Origin of the sequence: Pseudoalteromonas luteoviolacea NCIMB 1942, from assembly GCF_001625595.1 — a bacterium.
Taxonomy (GTDB): domain Bacteria; phylum Pseudomonadota; class Gammaproteobacteria; order Enterobacterales; family Alteromonadaceae; genus Pseudoalteromonas; species Pseudoalteromonas luteoviolacea_A.
This window is the reverse complement of sequence record NZ_AUXT01000192.1, coordinates 1-22,394: the sequence shown is the minus strand read 5'-3', so window position 1 is coordinate 22,394 and position 22,394 is coordinate 1. Positions and strand designations below refer to the sequence as shown.

Genomic DNA, 22,394 nt, shown 5'->3' with positions numbered 1-22,394 from the left:
TAAATAACAACTTGTAAATTATTGAGCTAGAATATCGCAAATTGCTCGGCATGCATTCCCATCACCATATGGGTTATGCGCCCTACTCATTTCTGTGTAGCTCTGTTGATTAGTCAATAGTTCATCGATAGAAGATGTAATTAGCTTCACATCAGTACCAACTAGTCTCACTGTACCCGCTTCAACTGCCTCGGGGCGTTCGGTGGTATCTCGCATCACTAATACGGGTTTGCCTAAGCTAGGGGCTTCTTCTTGAATACCGCCAGAATCAGTCAAAATGATATGGGCTCTATTCATCAAGTATACAAACGGTAGGTATTGCTGCGGTTCAATGAGGTGAACATTCGGAACATCTCTTAAGATGCGATTAACTGGCTCTTGAACATTGGGATTCAAATGAACGGGATAAAGTACCTGTACATTTGGGTGCGTTTTTGCAATCTGTGCTAAGGCTTCACATATACGTTCAAACCCTCCACCAAAGCTCTCGCGGCGGTGTCCAGTGACTAATACCAGTTTTTTGTCATCTTCTAAAAATGGAAACTGTGCAGCCAAAGTTGATGCCAGATCTTGATCTTGCTCAATCTGCGCCTTTACCATCAATAAAGCATCAATAACCGTATTACCAGTTATATGAATATTGCTATCATTGTAGCTCTCATCAAGCAGGTTTTGCTTGGATGTTTGAGTCGGTGTGAAATGGTAGTGCGTTAATGCACCCGTTAATTTTCTGTTTGCTTCTTCAGGCCAAGGAGAATAGATATTTCCTGTCCTAAGTCCCGCTTCTACATGACCAACTTTAATTCTTTCATAGTATGCTGCAAGGCTAGCAGCCAATGTGGTTGCTGTATCACCGTGAACCAAAACCACATCTGGCTTAAACTCCTTTAATACTGGAGTGAGCTCTAAAAGAATACGGCTTGTAAGTTCAGGCAGTGTTTGTCCCGCTTTCATCAAGTCTAGATCATAGTCTGGGTTCACCTTAAACAGCTCCAGAACTTGATCTAACATTTCACGATGTTGTGCGGTAACACAGACTTTAGCATCAAACCGACTGTCCGCCGCTAGCGCATGCACTAGCGGTGCCATTTTAATTGCTTCAGGTCGAGTGCCAAAAACTGTAAGGACTTTCATTTCAAACTTCCCATGTAAGCTAAAAATATTCTTTAATTAAATGACTACTAGGTAATTATTTATCTGACTTATATTCATAGTTGTAGTAACCATAATACCCGTATGCATTACTTGCTTTCTTCACTACGCCGTTGAATACCACACCTTTAACATCTATACCGTTTTGTTCAAAGCGGTTACGAGTCAACTCAAGTTCTTTTAGATGGTTTTGACCAAAGCGAGTTACAAGTAATGTGCTACCAGCATGTGCACTTACGATAGCAGGATCAGTCACTGCAAGAATAGGTGGAGTATCTATGATAACAAGGTCATACTTAGCATTAATTTCTTCAATTAATTTACTGAAGTTTTCATGCATAAGTAATTCTGATGGGTTTGGTGGAATTTGCCCGCGCGTCATCAGATCTAACCCTTCAACCTGCGTTTTTTTGGTTGCCTGTTCTAACGTGATAACACCCGACAAATAGTCACTCAATCCATTATCCCATTTCATGCCAAACTGAGTTTGTAGATAACCTTTACGCATATCAGCATCAATAATGAGGACTTTTTTATCACTTTGAGCAAGCACTGTTGCCAAGTTTACGGAGATGAAGGATTTACCTACGCCTGGGCTCGGCCCTGATATCGCAATAATGTTATTTTTCGCTTCCATCATTGCGAAGTGTAAACTTGTTCTTAGACTTCTCAGCGCTTCTATTGATAGGTCAGCTGGGTTATCAACAGCCAGTATCGATTTTGCTTTCGCCGTTTTTCCTTTTCGCGCTTTGGCAAAGCCTGTCAGTTTCACTTGATACTCAGAGTAAGGCACACTTGCGTAAACAGGTAAGCCCAATCCCTCAATTTCCGCAGGGTCTTCAATACCTTTATGAATTGCCTTTTGAACTAAAGCAATCGCAACAGCCAACATACCGCCAAGTAGAGTTGCCATGACTACAATCAATGCTTTTTTAGGTTTAACAGGATTAGACGTATTAACTTGCGCTTCATCGATGACTCGCACATTACCCACTGTGCCTGCACGTACAATGTCTAACTCTTGAGTTTTAGCAAGTAGCAGCGTGTAGATTTCATTGTTTACTTCAACATCACGCTTTAAACGCAACAGTTCTTGCTGTGTTTCAGGTAAAACCTGTACTTCACTTGCTAGACGTCTCTTTTGGTTTTCAACAGCTTCTATCTGCTCTAGTGCAGCTTGATAGCTAGGGTGACTCATTTTGAACTTACGACCTAACTCTAGCTTTTTCAATTCAAGTTCTTGCAACTGAGTCTCAAGCTTCACTAATTGCCTTAGAACACCTTCGGTTTCCAAAGAAATGTCTACCGACTGCTGTTTAACTTGGTAATCGTTGAAGCGCTGCTCTGCAGACTCTAATTGTTTTTTGACCTGTGGCAGTTGGTATTCTAAAAAGTCTAATGACTTTTGTGCCTCTGCACTGCTGCGCTCCACATTACGACGTACATAAGTTCCCGCAACCTTATTAAGAACAGTTTCTGCATACGAAGCATCTGCGTGCTGCAGACTCAGGTTGATGATCCCCGAATCTTTACCTTTTTCAGAAGCACCAATCGCTGATTGCAAACCCAAGATTGTGTTGAGTCGATTGTGTTTTGTGATAAAGAATTCTGTCCCCGGACGCGCTATTAAAGTTTTCAAAACCAGTGAGAACGAGCCATTAGTTGCTTCTTCGCCCACCTTACCTTTCAACAGAACATCACCATTTGCTGTTAGAAGTTCAAACCCATCATTGGCTTTTGCTACTAAAGTAAATTTTTGCCCTATCGCACTTTTTGGCAGCTCAAATCTGAAAACCTCTATTCGCTCTCCACCCCATGCATAGCTACTCGCACCAAAGCTAGGCTCTGCAAGGTCACCTTGCTGCATAGGTGTAAATTTACGAAACGCACGGCCGCCAATAACAGGGAAAAGCTTTGGTTGAGCAACGATGTCCAAATTTAAACCATCAACGGCTTCACCAATAATACTGCGAGATTTGAGAAGCTCTATCTCCGTTACTGCTGCTGAGGTGCTCTCAAACATCCCACCCAACTCATCGAAACCAGGCACAGAGCCGCCTTTTTCCTCAACTTGTATCATGGATGTAGCTTGGTAGATTGGAGTACTAAATACAGCGACCGCAGTACCTATAAACATAAATAAAGCAGTAACAAATAGAATGAAAAGCTTTCGGTCGAGTAAAGCTCCGAACAAAGCCATCAGATCTATTTCTTGTGCTTGTTTCAACGCATTTTTGTTCAGCGCCCCATTCGGTAGGTTTGATTGAGCATTCATTGACTCTTTCATCCTTATAAATACTTCTGCCAAGCGCTACAAGCGCTTTCGATTAATTCGTATACATGTTCAAAAGCTTCACGGCTTTGTCTGTATGGGTCTGGTATTTCTTTATCTCCTAGCCACTTACCTAGTAGAAATGTCTTTCCTCTAGCCTCAGGGTAACGCGCACAAAGATCTTGAATATGTCTTTGCTCCATCACTAGAATAAGCGAATTATTGTTTACTAAAGATGAGGTTAGTTGGCGCCCTCGATGGGCTGTCATGTCTACATTACGAGAGCCAGCTAACTCCTTAGCCATGGAATCAGCTTCTTTACCTTCCAACGCAGTTAAACCAGCCGAAGACACTTTGATGCTTTTGTTGCCAAGCGCATTTTTTAAAACATATTCTGCCGTTGGGCTTCGACAAATGTTACCGGCACAGACAACCAATATACTATCAAACATATTTAAGAGACCTACCTATTGATTATCAATATCTTGAATTGCATCTACAGTAGACAATGATGGAAGTAATAAGCTTATCACCTTATTCCAACGTGCAATTGGCGCACTTGTTACGTAAACGATGTCTTGTGGCTCAAGTTCAAATTGTTCAGCAAATACTAAAGCTGCAATATTGTTCGCTCGTAGTTGATAGACATCGGCAATTACACCGTCTTTTTCAAGATCTCTTTTTCTTAGAACAAAAATGCCATTGGCATTTGCGCTACGTTCATTGATCCCACCTACTTCTGAAAGTGCCTCAGCAAGGCTCAAACCATAACGTTTCACTTCAACAGTGCCAACTTTACTAACATCGCCCATCACATAAACGTTACGTTTGTCATTGCGCGAAACGTGAATAACATCACCGTGCTTCAATAGACGGTTTTGAGAAATATCTCCTTCAGCGTAGAAGTTATCTAATTCAATCTTTTCTACGTGGTCACCCCTTGAGAAAGTAACAACCTGCCAATCAGCTCTTTCCGTCAGTCCACCTGCTAAATTAATAGCATCAATCAGAGTTAGAGGAGACTCTGTAATTGGATATACACCCGGCTTGTTTACTTCGCCAGTGACGTATGCTCTTTGGCTTTTAAAACCGACTACTTTTACGTCGATTTGAGGATCCTCAATAACTCGACTCAATCGCTTAGTCAGTTCTTCACGAAGTTCCACAACGGTTTTCCCAGCAGCAGGAACTTTAGGAGCATAGGCATAGGTGACAGTGCCGTCTGCTTGAACTCTAAAACCATCGAACTCAGCAGTTCTTTGAACAGCCGCAGGTATAGTTAACTCAGGATGATCCCAAACACCAACAGTTACTACATCACCCACTCCCAGCTTATATTCATAATCTGACAGTTCTAAGCCTTTAGACTGATGTTTTTTAACTTGATGGCTTTGGTTTTTGTGCTGTTTAATTAATGTAGAATCTATAAGCTGGATATTTACTTTTGAAAGGTCCTGCTCCAAGCTTGTTGTTTTATCACCTGACGTAATTCCTTCGTAATGCCCACCTGGGATTAAGGTGCAGCCACTCATTACCAAAACACATGCAGCCGCAGTAGTGGCAATGAAATTTTTACAGCGTTGGGCCATTTGTTATTCCTAAATATTTTAATACTTATTCTTACTATCTGAGTTGTTTTCAACTAAGAAACATAAGTCCTACTTATGCGATGGCTAATTAAAGCATGCGATGAAATCAATCGCAAGTTTACATTGCGTTAATGTTACATGAGTTTTACTAAAGATTTGTTGCAATAGCCATGCAAATAAATTCCAACTAGAATACGCTTGATTTACATGAAAAAATCTCGGCTAGTACCAATTTTAATACACCTTTTAGGGGGTTATTTATCACCATACAGTCGGCTTTCTGATTTCAATATCTGAAAAGATAATTGCAAAATTCAAACTAACCGTGAATTGTAATTTACTGCACCACAAACCAAGTAGCCGACCGATGAACAGCTCATTGATTTCGAGAAAAATTTGGTGATTCCTCTACAGTTGTTGAGCCAGAAATAGAGGTATTTAGAATTGTTTTCATACTATTCCTTGTATCTTTATTTAGAAAGCTCCCTAACCTCAAATATTATACAGAATAAATTTTCCATCGCCAATCATAAACAGCTGTTGCGAGATGCAAAACATTAGTATTAATACAGATTCAATTAATATTACTAAAAATGCGAGTAAAAGAGGTCGGAGAACAAGTTTCCAAAAAAGTTCCAGCATATGTGCTGAACTTTATGCTCAGGTATTTATGATATCTCAAAATGCTTAATCAGTGATTAAAGCTGCTTTACCCTTTCTTCGAGTGAAGCTATAGGTAGCCTCAATCCTTGCCAAATAAATCTCGTGTATAAACTTTATACTTAACATCCTCTAACTCCTGAGACATTCTGTTTGTCACTATAATATCAGCCTCCAACTTCAACTGCGCTAAGTCACTAATCACCCTTGAATTGAAGAACCTCTCCTCGCGATACGTAGGCTCATAGATGATAACTTCTATTCCTTTTGCTTTTATTCGCTTCATAACACCTTGAATAGCAGAAGCTCTGAAGTTGTCTGAACCAAATTTCATGACCAATCGATGTATCCCAACAACCTTAGGCTGCCTCTTTAATATCGACTCAGCTACAAAATCTTTTCTGGTACGATTCGCATCCACAATCGCGCCGATAATATTACTTGGTACATCTTGGTAGTTTGCCACTAGTTGCTTGGTGTCTTTTGGCAGGCAGTATCCACCATAACCAAACGAAGGGTTGTTATAATGATCACCTATTCTTGGGTCCAAACCCACTCCCTTGATAATTTCGCGTGTATTTAGCTGATGTGCTTCTGAGTAACTATCCAACTCGTTAAAATAAGCAATCCGCATTGCCAAATAGGTGTTTGAAAAGAGTTTCACCGCCTCAGCTTCGGTAGAACCAGTAAACAAAGTTTCCACATCCACTTTCTTAGCTCCAAGTGACATCAGCTCTGCAAAATGATGGGCCTTTTGGCTCTTACTTCCAACGATAATTCTAGATGGGTACAAGTTGTCATAAAGTGCTTTACCCTCTCTTAAAAACTCGGGCGAAAATATTATCTGCTCAGATTGGTGTTTTTGTTGTAGCCCAATCGTATAACCAACGGGCACTGTAGACTTTATTATTATGTGTGCAGTGGGGTTAATCGCGATAATATCTTCAATGACCCCTTCAACTGATGTCGTGTTAAAACAATTTGTTATCGGGTCATAATTAGTCGGCGTTGCGACTATCACAAACTCTGCTCTTAAGAATGCTTCGACTTTGTCTGAGGTTGCAGTGAGCCGCAAATTCCCATCCGTCAAGTATTCACTAATATCTTCATCTAGAATTGGCGATAACCTATTGTTTATCGCACTCACCTTACTTTCATCGATATCATAAGCCATGACTTCATTGTGTTGGGCCAACAATACTGCATTGGAAAGCCCTACATAGCCTATTCCTGCAACCGCTATTTTCATTTACTTTTCCTTGCCTGCCATTTAGTAGACTAAGCTTCAACGGCCCTTCAAAGGTGACATTAAATTTTCGAATAAAGCTTACAAGGACATAATGAAGGGGAAAAATGTCAGAAATTTTAAAGTAAAGGGAAATTACGAGGGGGATTAACGAGTAAGGGTTGAACACCTATAGTTCCAAGAGGCTTTTACGCCATACGTGAATTCCTACAGACTATTCAAAATAGCGACTATCAACATATACCAAGAGTTGATACAAATCTTTGTTGTTACAATAAGTTGAAATAAAGAAAACTAAATAGGGCTATGACTTCTAGCCATTTAATGAACCAATTTAAAGTATGTTAACTTAGCCTATTGCAGAGAAACGGAACTGGTTAAGGGGGTCAATAAAATACTGTATCAACCCCTAGTAAGCCATATACTGCTTGATTTAATACTAAGTGATAGAGAGCTCTTTGAGCGTTCTAAGCGCAAGATTAACCAAATGTTCTGCTCGTTCTTGCCTATCGGCTTCCGCATAACATCTCAATTCAGGTGCATTACCTGACGGCCTGAAGTGAACTATCTCATTATTTGTAAATACCATTCTATATCCATCTATTTCATTAGATGATTCTAGAGTTCCTTCAATAGACAGCACTTCTTGAAGCTTGCCTCTCATATCTTCTGAATTAGCAAACTTGTCTATTAAAGAAAGGCTAATTTCCCTTGGAAATTCCTTAATTCGGTCACTTGCTGTGAACCGACTGGGTAGTTCTTCAATAAGTTCACTAATTTCCTTTTGATTAGACCAAGCTTCATTGAAAAGCACTAGAGCTGGTAGTACGGCATCTCTCGTTGGCAAAGCGTGGAATATACCGCCTCCGTAGTTGCAATCTGTTCCTAACAAAAAACCACCGTTGGCTTCGAAGCCAGCATAAGGTTTTAAGTTTTCATCTTGGCCACTAAATGCTTCAATAACATACGGTGAACCAATTTTAGTTCGAACCACTTTTTCAAAAGTATCAGATAACTCAATGGCGGTATTGCAACTGACAGGAGTTGCCAGCAGCTTTGCTTTCAAATATTTTGCAGTAGCTAGGCCTAAAATGTCACCTCTAAGCCAATTACCAAGCTCTTCAGCAATGAGAGGTCTATCCCCATCGCCGTCGGTCGAAAAAATGGCATCTAGATTTAGTTCTTTAGACCAATTCAAAGCCTTGCTCTTATCTTCATCAGAGACTGCTTCAGTATCAATCGGCACAAATTGGTCACTTCTTCCCAAAGAGATCACTTCTGCACCAAGTGATTCAAATATTTTTTTATAAATATCTCGTCCCGCACTTGAATGCTCATATATACCCAACCTTTTTCCAGAAAATGGTTTATTGGGGAAGTGTTGTGTATATCTCTCTATGTACAAATTAGTTGCACCGCTCAATATATCTAGTTCATCTTCACTATCTGGTGTGGTAACACTCTCATTGCAATTAATGATTTTAAATTCATCAGCTTTTGAGATTTCACCATCAGGACGATAAAACTTTAATCCATTACGGTCAAAAGGGATATGACTACCCGTGACCATTATGCATGGCATGCGGTTTTGAAGAGCGTAAAATGCGAGTGCAGGTGTTGGTAATACACCAAAAAACTCAGCTTCATAGCCCAGATGTTTTACCATCGCAGAAATAGATTTAGCCATAGCATAACTGCTCGGACGATTGTCTATTGCTATCGCAACTCTCTGAAACGAGAATTCACCTTCCAACGCTTTAATAAAAGCGACAGTAAACGCATAGCAAGCTTGAGGCGTAAATTGCTCAACTAAACCTCTCGCACCACTTGTCCCAAACTCAATACCGCTTTGCTTAATTAATTGACTCGCGTTGGTCATTATTTAACTCTTCCGTATCTATCTTCGAAACGAACTATATCATCTTCGCCCAAGTAAGTACCTGATTGGACCTCGATCAGCTCTAAATCTACCTTACCAGGGTTTTCCAAAGCATGTATTTCAGTTATTGGGATATATACAGACTCATTCTCAGTAACGAATTGTTCTTTGTCACCAATTAGTACTTTGGCCGTACCGGAAACAACAATCCAATGCTCAGCTCTGTGATGGTGCATTTGCACAGACAGCTTAGCACCAGGCTTTACTGTAATGCGTTTCACTTGAAAACGTTCACCACTATCAATTGAGTCATACTTACCCCAAGGTCGATATACTTCTCGATGGAATGTAACTTCTTGCCTTTCCTGCGCCTTCAGCTCGTTAACTATCAATTTCACATCTTGCGCTTTATTTTTGTCTGCAACTAAGATAGCGTCCTTGGTATTAATGATGACAAGATCTTCAACACCAACTGTAGCAACCAATTTGCCTTCGCCATAAACCAAAGTATTCTTGGTTTCTTTTGATTTTACGTCCCCAAGAAATACGTTGCCATGAGAATCTTTCTCTTGAACATCCCACAGGGCAGAAAACCCGCCAACATCATTCCAGTCTGCGTCCATAGGAACAACTACAGCATGTTTGGTGTGCTCCATTACAGCATAGTCTACTGACTCATCTGGGCATGACTCAAAGGCTTCTTTATCAATTCTAATAAAGTCAAGATCAGTACTGCTATTTTCGGAAGCAGCAACGCAAGCTTTATAGATATCTGGACGGTGTGCTTGTAGCTCACTTAAATATGCTGATGCCTTAAACATAAACATACCGCTATTCCAGTAATATTCACCTGATTCTAAATATCTTTTAGCTGTATCAAGATCTGGCTTTTCGACAAACTCTGCAACGTGGAAGGAATCTGTATTTACTGACTCTCCACGCTTAATGTACCCGTAACCTGTCTCTGGTTTATTCCCTACAATACCAAATGTTACGAGTTTGCCTGACTCAGCAAGAGGCTTTGCAGCTTCAACGCTTTTTGTAAATGCCTCTTGGTTGCCAATAACATGATCAGCAGCAAGTACAAGAAGTAGCGCATCTTCATTTTCTTTCGTCGCTTTTAATGCAGCTAGAGCAATTGCAGGAGCAGTATTTCGGCCTACAGGTTCAAGGAAAATACCACTATTTTGAGAGCTTATAGCTCTTAGTTGCTCAGCTGCGATAAAGCGGTGTTCTTCGTTGCAAATCAGCATAGGCGCAGAGTGGTTTATGCCACTTAAACGAAGAACGGTTTGCTGTAACATCGTGTGCTCACCGCACAGCTTCAAGAACTGCTTTGGATAATTGCCCCTTGACAGTGGCCACAATCTTGTGCCAGAGCCTCCAGCCATGATCACTGGTAAAATCATAAATCACCTAATAATTATCTTTTTAAACTTTCTAATAACGCTTTGTATTGTCTTTCAAGCGCATTATCATCAAATTCCTTAAACTCGGATTCTACGCCGCTCATAAAAAAGTCATAATTTTCATTAATATAATGCATTTTCTCTGTAAAGAGAGACGTATTTCCATGTTCAACTAAAATACCACTTACTCCATCATTGATATATTCGTGAAGTGCACCAACATCAAAAGCGACGACTGGCTTAGAATATGAATAAGAGTGTAAAATCACGCCGCTTTGAGTAGCAGAGTCATATGGTAATAATGTAGCTATAGCCCCCTTCAGTAGACCGTCAAGTTCTTGGTCAGAAATAAACCTATTTATGACTTCTACATTAGGTAATGCCTCCAACTCATCTATAGAATTGTCTTCGCCTCGTCCAGCAACGATGATCTTCTCAGGTAAACCTTTTTCATGCATAGCTTTTGCAATACTAACCAAATGCCTTAGACCTTTATAAGGCTCAATTCTGCCAAAAAATAAATAGTATCCATCAGGCTGTGCTGGGGATTGCTTTTCAAAGCCTGACAACCTCAGCTGGTAAACTTTAGTGTCAGTATTCACTTTTGAAAAGGTAATGTAAGCATTCGCTAACACTTTATCGACGAATTTATTGTAGAGGAGTACATTTTTTTGCTGCTTGCCTTCATGAGGGTTCCAATCATGAATAGTAAAAACCAGCTTAATTCCACATATTTTACACAGCACTGCTAATGGCAGATTTGAGATGTGTGCAGTATCAAAAACTACTGTATTGACTCTATTAAAAAGCAACTTAAAGACTACAATAAAGGCTAGAAACGAGTCGATAATAAGACCAAAACTCAGACCTGAAACTTTTGACACTGAAGAACAGCCGATATTCAGGTTGTTTGCAATTTCTTTATTTGCAAGGAAATAGGCTTCGTCTCTGAAACATTTAACCTTTTTGCTAAAGTACATTGCTAGGTCTGGGTTATTTGAATTGCATATAATAGCTGTTTTAGCGCTCATTTAATTTACCCCACATCTTACGTCTCAAATTATTCGGAATAAATACTTTTCCCCCATTCTCAAGCCAGTCAACAACTTTAGTCTGAACACCAGCTTTTGGAGCTTCAATCATCACGAGTACATTAGAGTTAATAAACTTTGAAAAGTCGTCTATTTCCCCTTTATAGTTCACTTTTAGATGACTGGGCAATAGCTCACCGTGACGTCCAAAAAAGCGAATATTTGGATATACCTTTTGAAGGTTTTCTGCCATTTCAATATTTCTCACATTGTTGAAGGCTCCAAAAAAGCAAATATCATCCCCATCAAATTCACTTAAAAACTGCTCGTCTTTCACCGTACGTGTAAACAATGTACTTTTACTGAAAATCGCATTGCGCTTTTTACGATTTAATAGCCTGCTCTCAGTCATTGAAAGACAAATAACTAAGCTATTTCCTAACCCCTTAAACTCAAAAAGTTTCAACACGAGGAATTGATGGTAAAAAATAGCTTTTTTTAAAAAGCTTTTTGAAGCTTTAGCTTCTTCAAAATAATATAAAAGCTCAATATTGTGATATAAAACAGAGGTCTTACCTGGCAATAAAACCGATGGAAACAATGACCTAGAGATGCAAACTTCTGAGCTTTGTTTTACAACGTTCAGCTTACTTAGAACACGAATAAACGTTATCGCCCCATAAACACCCATAATAGGTACAAAGGGAAGCGAGATAAATAACTGAATTAGATTAATTAACTTGTTAGGTGACTTTAAACTTATAATTTGAAAATCGTTTTTTTCTGCATAATTTTCATCAAATTTATAGCCAGCAGTTTTTTCAGGATGAGGAGACAGAATAACCTTCATTTTTCGGCATTAACTCATATATAACAAATATCACAAATAACATCAGGCCAATCTGAAATGAAGCAGTATACAACCCTTCAATTGGCCCAAAAATACCCAAGAACAATAATGGGAAACATATCAACTTAAATTTATAAGAAAGCCTATTAAACAACTTAACCAGTAAAAATGAGTAAATCAGTGCGATGATACATGAAAGTATTGCACCTCCCCAGGTTCCAAAATATAGGAAATATTCACTCATAAAAAAACCAGAGCTTTTAGAAGGCACAAATTTCTTATCATAAAAACACATGAACGCTCTGATATTAAAAACGAGCTCTTTATCAGAGTACAAAACTCTCGGTATTAACAAACCTATAGGATTACTATACTCCAGCGAGTTTGCACAATGCTTATAGTTAAGCATTATCCCATTAAGTAATGATACATTCCGTTCAATAAGTTCAAATAGAAAGAATATAATAGCATCTCGGTTGACACCTCCACCTGACTCTCTTAATACGGCTAAAATAGTCGATAACAAGACAGTCATGGAAAGAACTATAACAGTCTTTATACTTTTAAGTTTCACACCAAAAACTAACATGGTGAGTACCATATAGATAAGCAGGTAAAGTCTTGACCCCGTGAGCAACACACCAACTAAGGTAACAGCGATATAAAAATAGCTCTTTTTAACGTTACCTAGCGGTGATATTAATAAACACACGTTCAAAAGCAGCCAGATAATACCTAGAGAATGATGATTGCTCGTTCTAAAATCGATTAAACTAGGCATTCCTTGCGCGACGTAAACACTAAGAATTAGCAGTGAAGATAAGATGCCTATAAATTTAATGTAAAGACTAGCATCTTTATCATGATGAAAACTCCAGTAAGTCGGCTTTAGCCTCGAGTATGCAAAAAGTAATATCATCGAATTCAGTATATAAACCGAATAAAATAATGGCTCTTTAAAATAAGGTACGACAGTAAGAGCAACCACTAAGTTACCAAAAGTCAAAAATGCAAAAAAGCCTGAAATTATTAGACTTACATCAACTTTAATTACTTCGGCATTAGTTTTCATTCTTCACTCTTTCAAATAAGTTGTTACGAAACCAATGTAAGAAGGCCACGTGTGTCCAACAGATCATTGATACCTTTCAACTTTTCACTAACACCAAACAAATAAACTGGTTTGTTATTAATTACTCCAGCAATCGCAACATGCAGCCTATCAGTGATTACACATTCTGACTCTGCAATAAGCTCTAGCACTTCTTTAAAAGAGCTATAATCAATGCAGTCATAACTACACCCCAAAGAGTTACATATCTCTTCTGACAGCCTCTTTTGAGACTCAGCCTGATATGGGCTAGTTACTTGTACTACAGATGGAGTATTAGATAAGTGTTTGAATACACTTTGCTTATCATTGAAAATTTGTAACGACTTATTTTTATCAACACTCACAAAAAGAAGTCGACGATTTGATTGCTTAATTCCCTTATGAAACAACCCCTCGTTCAGGACTACAATATCACCGGTCAGAGTCATGCCTTTGTTATGACGCTTATATGCCTCAAAACTATCTTTATCTCTCGCTGATACATCATTAGCCAGCCAGCAAATATACTTTAGTGATAGCTTTTTAATTAAATTAACATCCCTCGATAAACCAACGGAAACAAAGGTCAATTTCGCGCCAGCGAGCTTCACCAAGGTGAATTCAATCAGCATAGAGATCAACATTGGAAAAGTTGTATCTTTATCAATAAATGTACCACCAAGCCAAGTATAAGACTTTACTCTTTTAAATAAATACGCAAGCCAAGCTAGGTAGCCTTTGTTTTCTTTTGCTAAATTGCGTACTTCATAATCCCCTTCGACATATTCTCCAGCACAAGCTAGAAACATATCATCTCCAAAATTTTTATTAGGGAAAAAGCCATTTACAATATTGATATTTCTCAAGATATTCCACCAAACTTTTGAATTAAATACTGTATTGCATCATCTGACTTCTCTAATGCTTTTATTACTTTTGCTGGGTTACCGGCAATTAACACATTGTCAGGATAACTTCCTTTGAGAACGGACTTTGCTGCAACAACAGTATTATTACCGAGCCTTGTACCAGGTAATAACAACGAATCGTAACCAATCCAACAATCTTGCCCTATTTCTACACCTTTCATTATTATTTTTGGAGAATAAGGAACCCAACCCACATTATCATAATCATGATTATATGTAAGAATACAAACTTTAGGAGCCAATATAACGTTCTTTCCAAAATCAACACCACCACGTGCATCAATGAAGTTATCATCGTTGAGGTGCAAATACCCTTCGTGCTGAACTTTTTCTGGATAATAAAGGCGAATATTTTTACCTATATTAATAGTCAAATAGGATTTATCTACTCTCCTAAATTTTAAAGCATAAGAAATAAGCCTTGTTAAGTTCTTAAACATGCCCTTTCCTTAACCTAAATATAACAAGCCCTACTGAGCTAAAGGTATAAATCTGAATTAAATTAAACCCAAAATACGAAAACAAAAACGCTAAAGACATGAGGCAAAATGCATCAACAGACATACTCTTATAATTATAATTCTTATGCATTTCTGCAGAGAAGTACGCATATATTAATTCTGAGCTAAAAAATATAATTATATATAAAAAGTATTTTGAATATGTATAACTAACAAAAAACTCTGTCGCCAAGATAAAAGACAATAAAAAGCATGAGAAAGCCAAACGATTAAAATAAATTTTAAAATTATATCTGATAATCATAACTACCAGTGTAGTTTTAAGGAACATAAGGCCAAACAGTATTCTTACAACTATCTGTTCTATACGTTCATTCTCATCAACTCCTTGGGTTATTGAAAACAAGCTCGGTATTTGCTGATATATAATTATGATTACACTTGTTAAAAATGCAAAGTTAAAAACACTTTGACTCTCAGCTTTATTCCCAACTTTATCTAGCCCTACCAATATAAATAAAGCTAACAAAACTGCTGAAATTATTGATGAAATATAATAGTCAACACTAAAAAACATGCATACAGCTCTAGGCACCACAAGTAGCAGGGTCGCCAAGAAATATTTATATACTTTACCTTCTCTACGCAGCCTAAACTCATTAACATGAGCATAAACACAACCAAGAATTAAAGCGTACAATATCTCTTCAAATTGTTTAACTTCAATTAGAAATTGAGACAAATATACAAGAAGAACAAACGAGAACTGAATTATCAGCTTCTGCTTTAATAATTCATGTGATGTACTCTCTTGATATTGAGCACCAAAGTTTAAAATAACAGCTGCGATATTAAAAATTGCTAGAGTAAATAAGTAATCAACAACTCGTGGTTCAGTATCTAAACTAACTATAAAGATAGTTGTTAATAGAGGAATAACCCGTGGAATAAGATCAGCAATTGTTGAGAAAAGGACTTTTCGTCCTTTTCCCTTCAAAACTTCAATCATCTACCCATACCAAAAAGTACGACTTTGACTGTTTTCAACAATATCTTGAAATCACTTCTTAAAGAGTGGTGTTTAATATAATAGATGTCGTATTTATGCTTCCAAACAGCATCCTCTATAGAGTCACCATAAGGATACGAAACTTGTGCTAACCCTGTAATACCAGGTTTAACTGAATGTCTGAATCTGTAGTAGGAGATTTCCTTTTCAAGATCACATATAAACACTTCACGTTCTGGTCTAGGGCCAACAAGTGACATTTCTCCTCTTAAAACATTCACAAACTGAGGGAGCTCATCTATACGTGTTTTACGTATAAATTTTCCTACTTTAGTTACACGAGGGTCGTTCTTCTGAGCCCATTGAGCCTTCCCATTCTCTGCATTGTTAACCATTGAACGAAACTTAAGAACCTCGAACTCTTGGTTAAACTGCCCAACCCTTAGTTGCTTGTATATAACACGTCCAGGGCTTTCAAGCCTAATAGCAATGGCAACAAGTAACATAATAGGGAGTAAGAAGATAAGAGCAGTTAAAGAGACTACGATATCTAATACGCGCTTAATTTTCTGATTTCTCTGAGTAGAGAGAATCGAAAACGCTTTTTGATGCAAAAAGTAACCACTGTTCAGAAGCTTAACTTCAGTGTACTTGTTTCGAGCATCTAAGTAGCTTACCAAAGGCTCTACCCATGCGCCGTACTCCATAGCACGAATTAAGAACTGTTTTTGCTCACTGGAAAGCGCAGCACTGTGATAGTGACAAATTACCTTTCGGCCTATTGCTTTAACGTCATAATCATTGATTGCTACATCAAAATCATAATCTTTAGTACAATTTAGTACTTCTTCTACCGCTGATTCTGGGCAATATAAGTATATAATATCAGGCTTCAAAGCCTGCCTTCTTGAGCGAAAGGATTTATTCAAGTAGTACTTGATATCTTGATTATCCATTTTAACTTCATCTAGGTGCATTTCTGAATTCGTTCTGTGCATTATTGATTCACCCCTTTAAGCTTTGCTCTCAATAACACAATAAAAACACCAAAACCTAATCCAGCAAAAACCGATAGGATTGCTAATAACATGTAGTTCGGAAAAATGTGTTTTAACCTCAATACAGCTGGGTCCTCAATTGTAAAAATATAATCACTGTGGACTCTAGCCATCATTTTTTTCTGCAACTCAGCCTCTACAAGCTTTAATAACGTCTGCCTCAGCTCAACGTTTTTCGTATTTACCAATTCTCTCTCAAGGTACTCAATGCTAGAGTCGGCGCTAAGAATAGCTTTTTGTTGCATCAACTCATTTAAGTCAGAAACTAGGTTCTCTAAGATTTCTTTTGCAACATAAGGAGACTTATGTGTAATTGCGATCGAGTAGAAATTACTGACGTTATCCTGAGCTACTTTTACCGAGTCCAAAAAGGCCTTCTTGATTTGAAAGATATTCGGTTCACCCTCAGCCCACCCATCAGTAGCTGAATACGCATCGGTAAACGAGATTTCATTACTTTCTTTATCCCACTTTTTAACCTCAAGTAAATAAGGTGAATAATCATATTTATTCACAAACTGACCAATAAACTTTCTAGTTTTCATTATTTCTAAAGATTTATCAGCTTCATTAGTGGATTCTGCCCCAAAGCCAACCAATGCACCCAAAGCCCCCATCTCACCAGGGAGCTCTAACGGATTATTACTGCTTCTTTCCGACAATAAAACTTGGGCTGAATACTCTTTTTCAACACCAAAATAAACGGCTAAATTAATTAGCAAAATTATTGGAAGCGCAATGCTAATGATGTAGAATTTTTTAATCCAAATTAATTTGACTAAGGCTTGAAAGTCCACTTCATTATTCTCTATATTCATAATCGACTCAACCTAGATCCTTGCAATCGCCGCGACACCAACACCCAACTGATAAAATATCTGAGTAGCAGTACTCCAAAGAGTCAAATTATCCATGTGAGACGAGTCCATTGGCACAACTATTGTGTCTCCTGCTTCTAGTTCAAGGTGATTATTAACCGCAAACCAATTCGTGTAGTTAGGTATGAATACAGCACCATTTGCTTTAATTACATATACCTTTTTTTCATCAGCACGGTCTTTCATACCACCACTCAAAGCAATATATTCTTCAATAGATACGCCCTGTTTAAACAAATGAGATGAGCTATAGTTTACTTCACCGATAATTGATATAGAGTCTTGTTTACCAGGAATATACAAAGTATCACCGTCCTGTAACCTCAAAACTTCTCTACCATTTATGATATCTGGTAAGTCAATAACTAAACGACCAAGAGCTTTAACGCTCGCCAGGTCTTTCAGCAACTTATCTGTTTCGTCATATGATAATGAAGTATTCGAACCTATAGACTTCTGAAAACTCTTCGATGCGATATCTTTTCTTAAATCTTCCGACAACTTTTGAAGCTGCTTTTCCTCTTGGTTTTTAATCGCTTCACGTGTAAAAATGGCAGCTCTTGGCTCAGCAAATTTTGTAATTCCGCCAGCCCTTAATAAAACTTGCTCTAGGCTATCACCACGCTTTATGGTGTAAATTCCAGGGAATTTAACTTCGCCTTTTAATTGAACTTTATAACTTTCTTGCCAGTTAGGTTGCTTTAGAATATTTAATATGTCGCGGCTTGCCAAAAGCTTACGTTCACTTTCAGTTCTACTGTGAATGTCGTTGATTTGAAAATGAAGCACTTCACCATCTATGAGTCCACGTGTTACTTCGGCATACTCTGTAAACGCAGATTCCAATAGACCACCTGCAGCAGCTAATGCATCTCTCGGGGTTTTATTTTGTGACAATGGGTATACCCCTGGGAACCTCACTTGCCCATCAATCTCGAATATTGCTACAGGTTGCCCAGCAGTAGACTGATGCTCTAGTTTAGCAATGATTGGGGCAAGCAATTTAGCTCGACCAAATAATGTTGGCGTAGCTTTTTTCGTATCACCATTGCTTACTGGAGTATTGATTTTCACCCCAGCAGAGATAACTTTCTTGTTAAATTGCTCACGCTCGTACAAATGCCATAATTTCACCTGCTCCTGAAGCTCTTGTTCAGCCGCTGTCAGTGCTAAATTACGGAGCGCATTTTCTTCTTTATGCAAATAGTTAAAACGACTAAACACATAAACTTCATCATTTTTCTGAAGACTAATTTTTTCCCCATTTAGAGCGTCTAAAATAGAGAACTGAACAATGTCAACTTGACCAAGTGATGCACCTTCTCGAACAATAATTGCGTAATTTAAGTCAGCTTGAGGAAGTAAGTCAGCCTTGCTATTTTTGACCAACTGGTCAAAGCTCAAATCACCATCCCACTGATAGTAGCCAGGTCTGGAAACTGCACCGATTAGAGTAATAGAATCGATCACTTCATTATTAACACTTTGTACTTTTATAACATCACCGCCTTGTGGACGATAATTGATTTGATTTTTTCTAAAATTGACAGAAATTACGGATTTTTTAGCATTATCAACTACACGCTTTATTTCAACCTGTTCTAAAAATGCGTCTTCCTTAAATCCACCAAACATAGTTATCAGTGATTCAGCGACTTCACCCGGCTTTAATTCAAAAATTGCAGGCCGTTTAACAAACCCTTCAACTCTTATTTGGGGGCCAACTGAAGGAATAAATACAACATCACCAGACTGTAAAGTAATATCTCCTGTGCTATCACCTTTAAGCAACAAATCATAAAGGTCAAGCTTCGCTATGCTCTTACCTTTTCTTTTTACTTCAATATTTCTCAAAGAGGCGATATCCGTTAAACCACCACTTGCAAATAAAGCATGAGTCACATTGGATAAAGGCGAAAGTATATAACTACCAGGCTTGTATGCTTCACCTACTACAAGCACGCGTAGGCTTCTTAACTCAGCGATAGAAACAAAAACCCTAAGGCCAATTGCTTCAGTAGCTACCTTATTGTCAATAAGCTGCTTCAATTCTTTATAAGTTAAGCCAACAACATAGACTGGGGAGAAGTTTGGAATACTCAAACGGCCCTCACGGTCTATTTTCAATTCGTGAATGGCAGTTTCTTTACCGTATAAACTAATGGAAACCACATCGCCACTTGCTAATACATAATCATTTGGAACAGCAATTTGTTCAGTGGGTACAAAGCTTGTAGGAGTACCTGCAAACAACTCATATCCAAATGGCTTCAATTTAGTCTGGACAGGCTTTAAAGGCTCTTCAACCTCTAACTCCATAACATCCCTTGGTTCAATGCTGGACGCAGAGTGCTCCATCTCACTTGACATACCAGACTTGTTTCCCAATCCTAACGAAGAAAGATCAACACCATATTGCTTGGCCAATGCCTCTTGCTGTGCCTTAGGTAATTTTTTGAACTGTTCTATCTGCTCTGGTGTCGGTGAAAATGCACTAACAAAGGCACTAAACCCAAATAAAATTATTGCTAAAACACGCGTAAAAGACATCTAATCAGTATCCTGCTTTGTCAATATTCAAAAAAAGATTGCACATTCTACACGAGATCTACTAAATAGAAAAAGGGCCTGCGGCCCTTTTTTTGTCATATCTTTGTTATATTCTGCGTCTATGTGTTAAAAACTGTAAACCAAGGTCAACGATGTTTCCGTATCAGTTTTTTCTTTGCCCTCATCAACATCAGAATTATGGGTGATATTGTACCCAACCTTCATTTGCAGCGAGCCGTTTATCTTTGTCAGTAATGCGGTTTCCGATACTGTTTTAGTGTTTGTATCTCCGTACTCTACTGACACCAATTGAGTGAACTTAGCATTGTCTGATATCTGCCATTCATAGTCTATCTTTCCAACGCCGATAACTTCGCTTTCAGTTTCTCCCGCTAACGATTGACCGTCAGGCGTCGTTTCAGTGCTATCATCTTGATATTCAAAGCGCTTTATACCTGGGCCAATTTCAAAATCTAAGTACATGTTGCTTTTACTTAACAATCTCAGGCCATAACCCACAGACAGTACAGATTCACTTCTATATGCACCGAAATAGTCCGAAGCGTATGAACCAGAAATAAATAAATGGCTGTGATCTTCAACTAGTTTGTAGTTGCCTTGAACAGAGAAAGAATACTTTTCATTAGTACGTTCTTTAACTTTTTCACCGTCGTCATTTTCAATCTCATCTTCTTTGAAAATGCCATCCAACTTATACTCATTACGCCAACTTTCTAAATTATGTTTGGCTTTAATTTCACCTTTGAGTGTCGTTGTTTCTGTATTACCGCTCGTGACAATTGCGCCCACTTCACTTGTGATGTCCCATACTTTTTCCTCTTTGATAGGGCTTTCAGAGCTTGCTTCAGCAGTTGCTACAAAAGAAGAAGTTGCTGTTAAAACACACAGAGAAATCAGTTTCATTTTCATTATAAAAGTAACCTTTATATTCAATCTTTTTGTAAATGCACATCCATTTGCGGATAAGGAATATTAATGCCAGCGTCATCTAACGCCAGTTTGATGTTTTCCAACAAATCAAAATAAGTTGGCCAATAGTCACTGGTATTTACCCAAGGTCGTACAGCAAAATTAACGCTTGAATCTGCCAATGCCAAAACAGCTATAGTATAAGCTGGGTCTTTTAAAATTCGAGACTCTTTTTCAAGCACCTCTTCCAATACTTTCTTCACTTGCTTAAGATCAGAGTCGTATCCAACGCCAATTACAAAGTCTATTCTACGCGTCTTTTCACGAGAATAGTTTACTATCGCACCTGACATGATTGATGAATTGGGTATTATAACAACTTTGTTGTCTGGCGTTATCAGTTCGGTAGAAAAAATCTCTATGCGCTGCACACTGCCCGACTGGCCTGCTGCATCGATATAATCACCGGATTTAAAAGGTCTGAGTATAATAATCAATACACCAGACGCAAAATTAGAGAGTGACCCTTGCAGTGCTAAACCCACCGCTAAACCCGCTGCACCTAGAATAGCGATAAACGACGTTGTTTCAACACCCACCTGCGATAGCGCCATCAGTAGCGTCGCCACAAAGACCAAGCTGTACACAATGTTAGATACAAAAGTACCTACCGCTTTATCTACTTTTCGTTTACTGATCGCCTTCTCAGTTAAGGAGGCCGAAAATTTAGCCACCCTAATTCCAATAAAGAAAATGATTAAAGCGATTACCCCTTGAATGAGGTAATGTGACAAGGTGTCCGAATTGTTATTCAGCCAATCCATAAGTACTTCCATAAACTCTCCTATAATTTATTCTAAGCTATTAAGTTTAAGTACAAAGTATGGATTTTAGCTGTCTAGACGAAAATTGCTGCAAATCTACTAAAAACAGTAAAAAAATAAAAAAAGGCTTTGCATTGTAAAAAAAGTTCTGTATTATGCGCGCCACACCATAAAGGTGTTACACGAAAATTGTGGCGGCTGTAGCTCAGTTGGTAGAGCCCTGGATTGTGATTCCGGTTGTCGTGGGTTCGAGCCCCATCAGTCGCCCCATCCCCCCTCTTGATAACTTCAAGAAAAAAGTCATAAAATTAATACTCTTAATAATCAAGACCTTAATCATTATTTTAATACCTGAAAGACATCTCCCTAGTTTATTACGACTTATTCAATAGCCAATTTCCAATACATCTAAATTACCACTATATTCAAAGTTTTAGTCTTGAGCGAATTAAAATGCGAGCACTCCACTCAAGTAGCTAGCTTCAACCAAATGAAAATCGCCTATAGCTTATTTTAATGTGTGAGACAGCTCACAAACGCTCCGAAAAGCAGTTTTATACCAATTTCATTAAAT

At 38.2% G+C, this 22,394-nt stretch carries 18 protein-coding genes and 1 tRNA gene; 1 reads left to right on the top strand and 18 read right to left on the bottom strand.

All coding sequences use genetic code 11. From position 1 onward, the window contains the following. Positions 1-18: 18 nt before the first annotated feature. The 18 genes from wecB to N482_RS18290 all read right to left on the bottom strand — a co-directional run bounded on the left by wecB (position 19) and on the right by N482_RS18290 (position 21,832). Positions 19-1,134: a non-hydrolyzing UDP-N-acetylglucosamine 2-epimerase gene (wecB, locus tag N482_RS18375; RefSeq protein WP_063378434.1), complete on the bottom strand. Its 1,116-nt coding sequence runs from the start codon at positions 1,132-1,134 to the stop codon at positions 19-21. Between the two features lie 55 nt (positions 1,135-1,189). Beyond that, the gene (locus N482_RS18370) at positions 1,190-3,427 is read right to left on the bottom strand and encodes a polysaccharide biosynthesis tyrosine autokinase (protein WP_063378458.1); all 2,238 of its coding nucleotides are present in this window, start codon (positions 3,425-3,427) and stop codon (positions 1,190-1,192) included. 14 nt (positions 3,428-3,441) lie between these two features. After that, a complete protein-coding gene (locus N482_RS18365; RefSeq protein WP_063378433.1) occupies positions 3,442-3,876 on the bottom strand; it encodes a low molecular weight protein-tyrosine-phosphatase in 435 nt (144 codons plus the stop codon). Between the two features lie 15 nt (positions 3,877-3,891). Next, complete coding sequence (locus tag N482_RS18360; protein ID WP_063378432.1) at positions 3,892-5,013, bottom strand: polysaccharide export protein; 1,122 nt, start codon at positions 5,011-5,013, stop codon at positions 3,892-3,894. 742 nt (positions 5,014-5,755) lie between these two features. Beyond that, complete coding sequence (locus N482_RS18355; RefSeq protein WP_063378431.1) at positions 5,756-6,922, bottom strand: nucleotide sugar dehydrogenase; 1,167 nt, start codon at positions 6,920-6,922, stop codon at positions 5,756-5,758. Between the two features lie 436 nt (positions 6,923-7,358). Beyond that, complete coding sequence (locus N482_RS18350) at positions 7,359-8,798, bottom strand: phosphomannomutase (protein ID WP_063378430.1); 1,440 nt, start codon at positions 8,796-8,798, stop codon at positions 7,359-7,361. Beyond that, a complete protein-coding gene (locus N482_RS18345) occupies positions 8,798-10,207 on the bottom strand; it encodes a mannose-1-phosphate guanylyltransferase/mannose-6-phosphate isomerase (RefSeq protein ID WP_063378429.1) in 1,410 nt (469 codons plus the stop codon). Before N482_RS18345 ends, N482_RS18350 begins: the two co-directional genes overlap by 1 nt. A 14-nt stretch (positions 10,208-10,221) precedes the next feature. Then, positions 10,222-11,238 carry a glycosyltransferase gene (locus N482_RS18340; protein WP_063378428.1) on the bottom strand — a complete coding sequence of 339 codons (1,017 nt, stop codon included), beginning with the start codon at positions 11,236-11,238 and terminating at the stop codon, positions 10,222-10,224. Next, positions 11,228-12,088, bottom strand: a complete 861-nt coding sequence (locus N482_RS18335; protein ID WP_063378427.1) for a hypothetical protein — start codon at positions 12,086-12,088, stop codon at positions 11,228-11,230. The genes N482_RS18340 and N482_RS18335 overlap by 11 nt, the downstream gene beginning before the upstream one ends. Then, on the bottom strand, positions 12,060-13,160 hold the full coding sequence (locus N482_RS18330) for a hypothetical protein (protein ID WP_063378426.1): 1,101 nt from the start codon (positions 13,158-13,160) through the stop codon (positions 12,060-12,062). The genes N482_RS18335 and N482_RS18330 overlap by 29 nt, the downstream gene beginning before the upstream one ends. Before the next feature lie 23 nt (positions 13,161-13,183). Next, entirely contained in the window at positions 13,184-14,047 is an 864-nt protein-coding gene (locus N482_RS18325; RefSeq protein ID WP_063378425.1) for a polysaccharide pyruvyl transferase family protein, read from the bottom strand. Beyond that, complete coding sequence (locus N482_RS18320; RefSeq protein WP_063378424.1) at positions 14,044-14,550, bottom strand: acyltransferase; 507 nt, start codon at positions 14,548-14,550, stop codon at positions 14,044-14,046. Before N482_RS18320 ends, N482_RS18325 begins: the two co-directional genes overlap by 4 nt. After that, complete coding sequence (locus tag N482_RS18315; protein WP_063378423.1) at positions 14,543-15,580, bottom strand: hypothetical protein; 1,038 nt, start codon at positions 15,578-15,580, stop codon at positions 14,543-14,545. The genes N482_RS18320 and N482_RS18315 overlap by 8 nt, the downstream gene beginning before the upstream one ends. Then, on the bottom strand, positions 15,577-16,536 hold the full coding sequence (locus N482_RS18310; RefSeq protein ID WP_081228076.1) for a sugar transferase: 960 nt from the start codon (positions 16,534-16,536) through the stop codon (positions 15,577-15,579). The genes N482_RS18315 and N482_RS18310 overlap by 4 nt, the downstream gene beginning before the upstream one ends. A 41-nt stretch (positions 16,537-16,577) precedes the next feature. Beyond that, on the bottom strand, positions 16,578-17,456 hold the full coding sequence (locus N482_RS18305; RefSeq protein WP_063378422.1) for a hypothetical protein: 879 nt from the start codon (positions 17,454-17,456) through the stop codon (positions 16,578-16,580). A gap of 12 nt (positions 17,457-17,468) precedes the next feature. Next, entirely contained in the window at positions 17,469-20,066 is a 2,598-nt protein-coding gene (locus N482_RS18300) for a polysaccharide biosynthesis/export family protein (RefSeq protein ID WP_063378421.1), read from the bottom strand. A gap of 126 nt (positions 20,067-20,192) precedes the next feature. Beyond that, on the bottom strand, positions 20,193-20,996 hold the full coding sequence (locus N482_RS18295; RefSeq protein WP_063378420.1) for a DUF481 domain-containing protein: 804 nt from the start codon (positions 20,994-20,996) through the stop codon (positions 20,193-20,195). 20 nt (positions 20,997-21,016) lie between these two features. Beyond that, positions 21,017-21,832: a mechanosensitive ion channel family protein gene (locus N482_RS18290; protein WP_063378419.1), complete on the bottom strand. Its 816-nt coding sequence runs from the start codon at positions 21,830-21,832 to the stop codon at positions 21,017-21,019. A gap of 182 nt (positions 21,833-22,014) precedes the next feature. Between N482_RS18290 and N482_RS18285 the strand changes: the two genes are divergently transcribed. Further along, a tRNA-His gene (locus tag N482_RS18285) sits at positions 22,015-22,090 on the top strand. Positions 22,091-22,394: the final 304 nt, after the last annotated feature.

What these genes read in the sequence shown, in the direction of transcription:
- N482_RS18340 (WP_063378428.1), bottom strand. Translation starts at nt 11,238, where the DNA reads ATGAGCGCTAAAACAGCTATTATATGCAATTCAAATAACCCAGACCTA.
- N482_RS18335 (WP_063378427.1), bottom strand. Translation starts at nt 12,088, where the DNA reads ATGAAGGTTATTCTGTCTCCTCATCCTGAAAAAACTGCTGGCTATAAA.
- N482_RS18330 (WP_063378426.1), bottom strand. Translation starts at nt 13,160, where the DNA reads ATGAAAACTAATGCCGAAGTAATTAAAGTTGATGTAAGTCTAATAATT.
- N482_RS18350 (WP_063378430.1), bottom strand. Translation starts at nt 8,798, where the DNA reads ATGACCAACGCGAGTCAATTAATTAAGCAAAGCGGTATTGAGTTTGGG.
- N482_RS18295 (WP_063378420.1), bottom strand. Translation starts at nt 20,996, where the DNA reads ATGAAAATGAAACTGATTTCTCTGTGTGTTTTAACAGCAACTTCTTCT.
- N482_RS18310 (WP_081228076.1), bottom strand. Translation starts at nt 16,536, where the DNA reads ATGGATAATCAAGATATCAAGTACTACTTGAATAAATCCTTTCGCTCA.
- N482_RS18360 (WP_063378432.1), bottom strand. Translation starts at nt 5,013, where the DNA reads ATGGCCCAACGCTGTAAAAATTTCATTGCCACTACTGCGGCTGCATGT.
- N482_RS18365 (WP_063378433.1), bottom strand. Translation starts at nt 3,876, where the DNA reads ATGTTTGATAGTATATTGGTTGTCTGTGCCGGTAACATTTGTCGAAGC.
- N482_RS18355 (WP_063378431.1), bottom strand. Translation starts at nt 6,922, where the DNA reads ATGAAAATAGCGGTTGCAGGAATAGGCTATGTAGGGCTTTCCAATGCA.
- N482_RS18320 (WP_063378424.1), bottom strand. Translation starts at nt 14,550, where the DNA reads ATGTTTAAGAACTTAACAAGGCTTATTTCTTATGCTTTAAAATTTAGG.
- N482_RS18290 (WP_063378419.1), bottom strand. Translation starts at nt 21,832, where the DNA reads ATGGAAGTACTTATGGATTGGCTGAATAACAATTCGGACACCTTGTCA.
- wecB (WP_063378434.1), bottom strand. Translation starts at nt 1,134, where the DNA reads ATGAAAGTCCTTACAGTTTTTGGCACTCGACCTGAAGCAATTAAAATG.
- N482_RS18315 (WP_063378423.1), bottom strand. Translation starts at nt 15,580, where the DNA reads ATGATTGAAGTTTTGAAGGGAAAAGGACGAAAAGTCCTTTTCTCAACA.
- N482_RS18345 (WP_063378429.1), bottom strand. Translation starts at nt 10,207, where the DNA reads ATGATTTTACCAGTGATCATGGCTGGAGGCTCTGGCACAAGATTGTGG.
- N482_RS18300 (WP_063378421.1), bottom strand. Translation starts at nt 20,066, where the DNA reads ATGTCTTTTACGCGTGTTTTAGCAATAATTTTATTTGGGTTTAGTGCC.
- N482_RS18305 (WP_063378422.1), bottom strand. Translation starts at nt 17,456, where the DNA reads ATGAATATAGAGAATAATGAAGTGGACTTTCAAGCCTTAGTCAAATTA.
- N482_RS18370 (WP_063378458.1), bottom strand. Translation starts at nt 3,427, where the DNA reads ATGAATGCTCAATCAAACCTACCGAATGGGGCGCTGAACAAAAATGCG.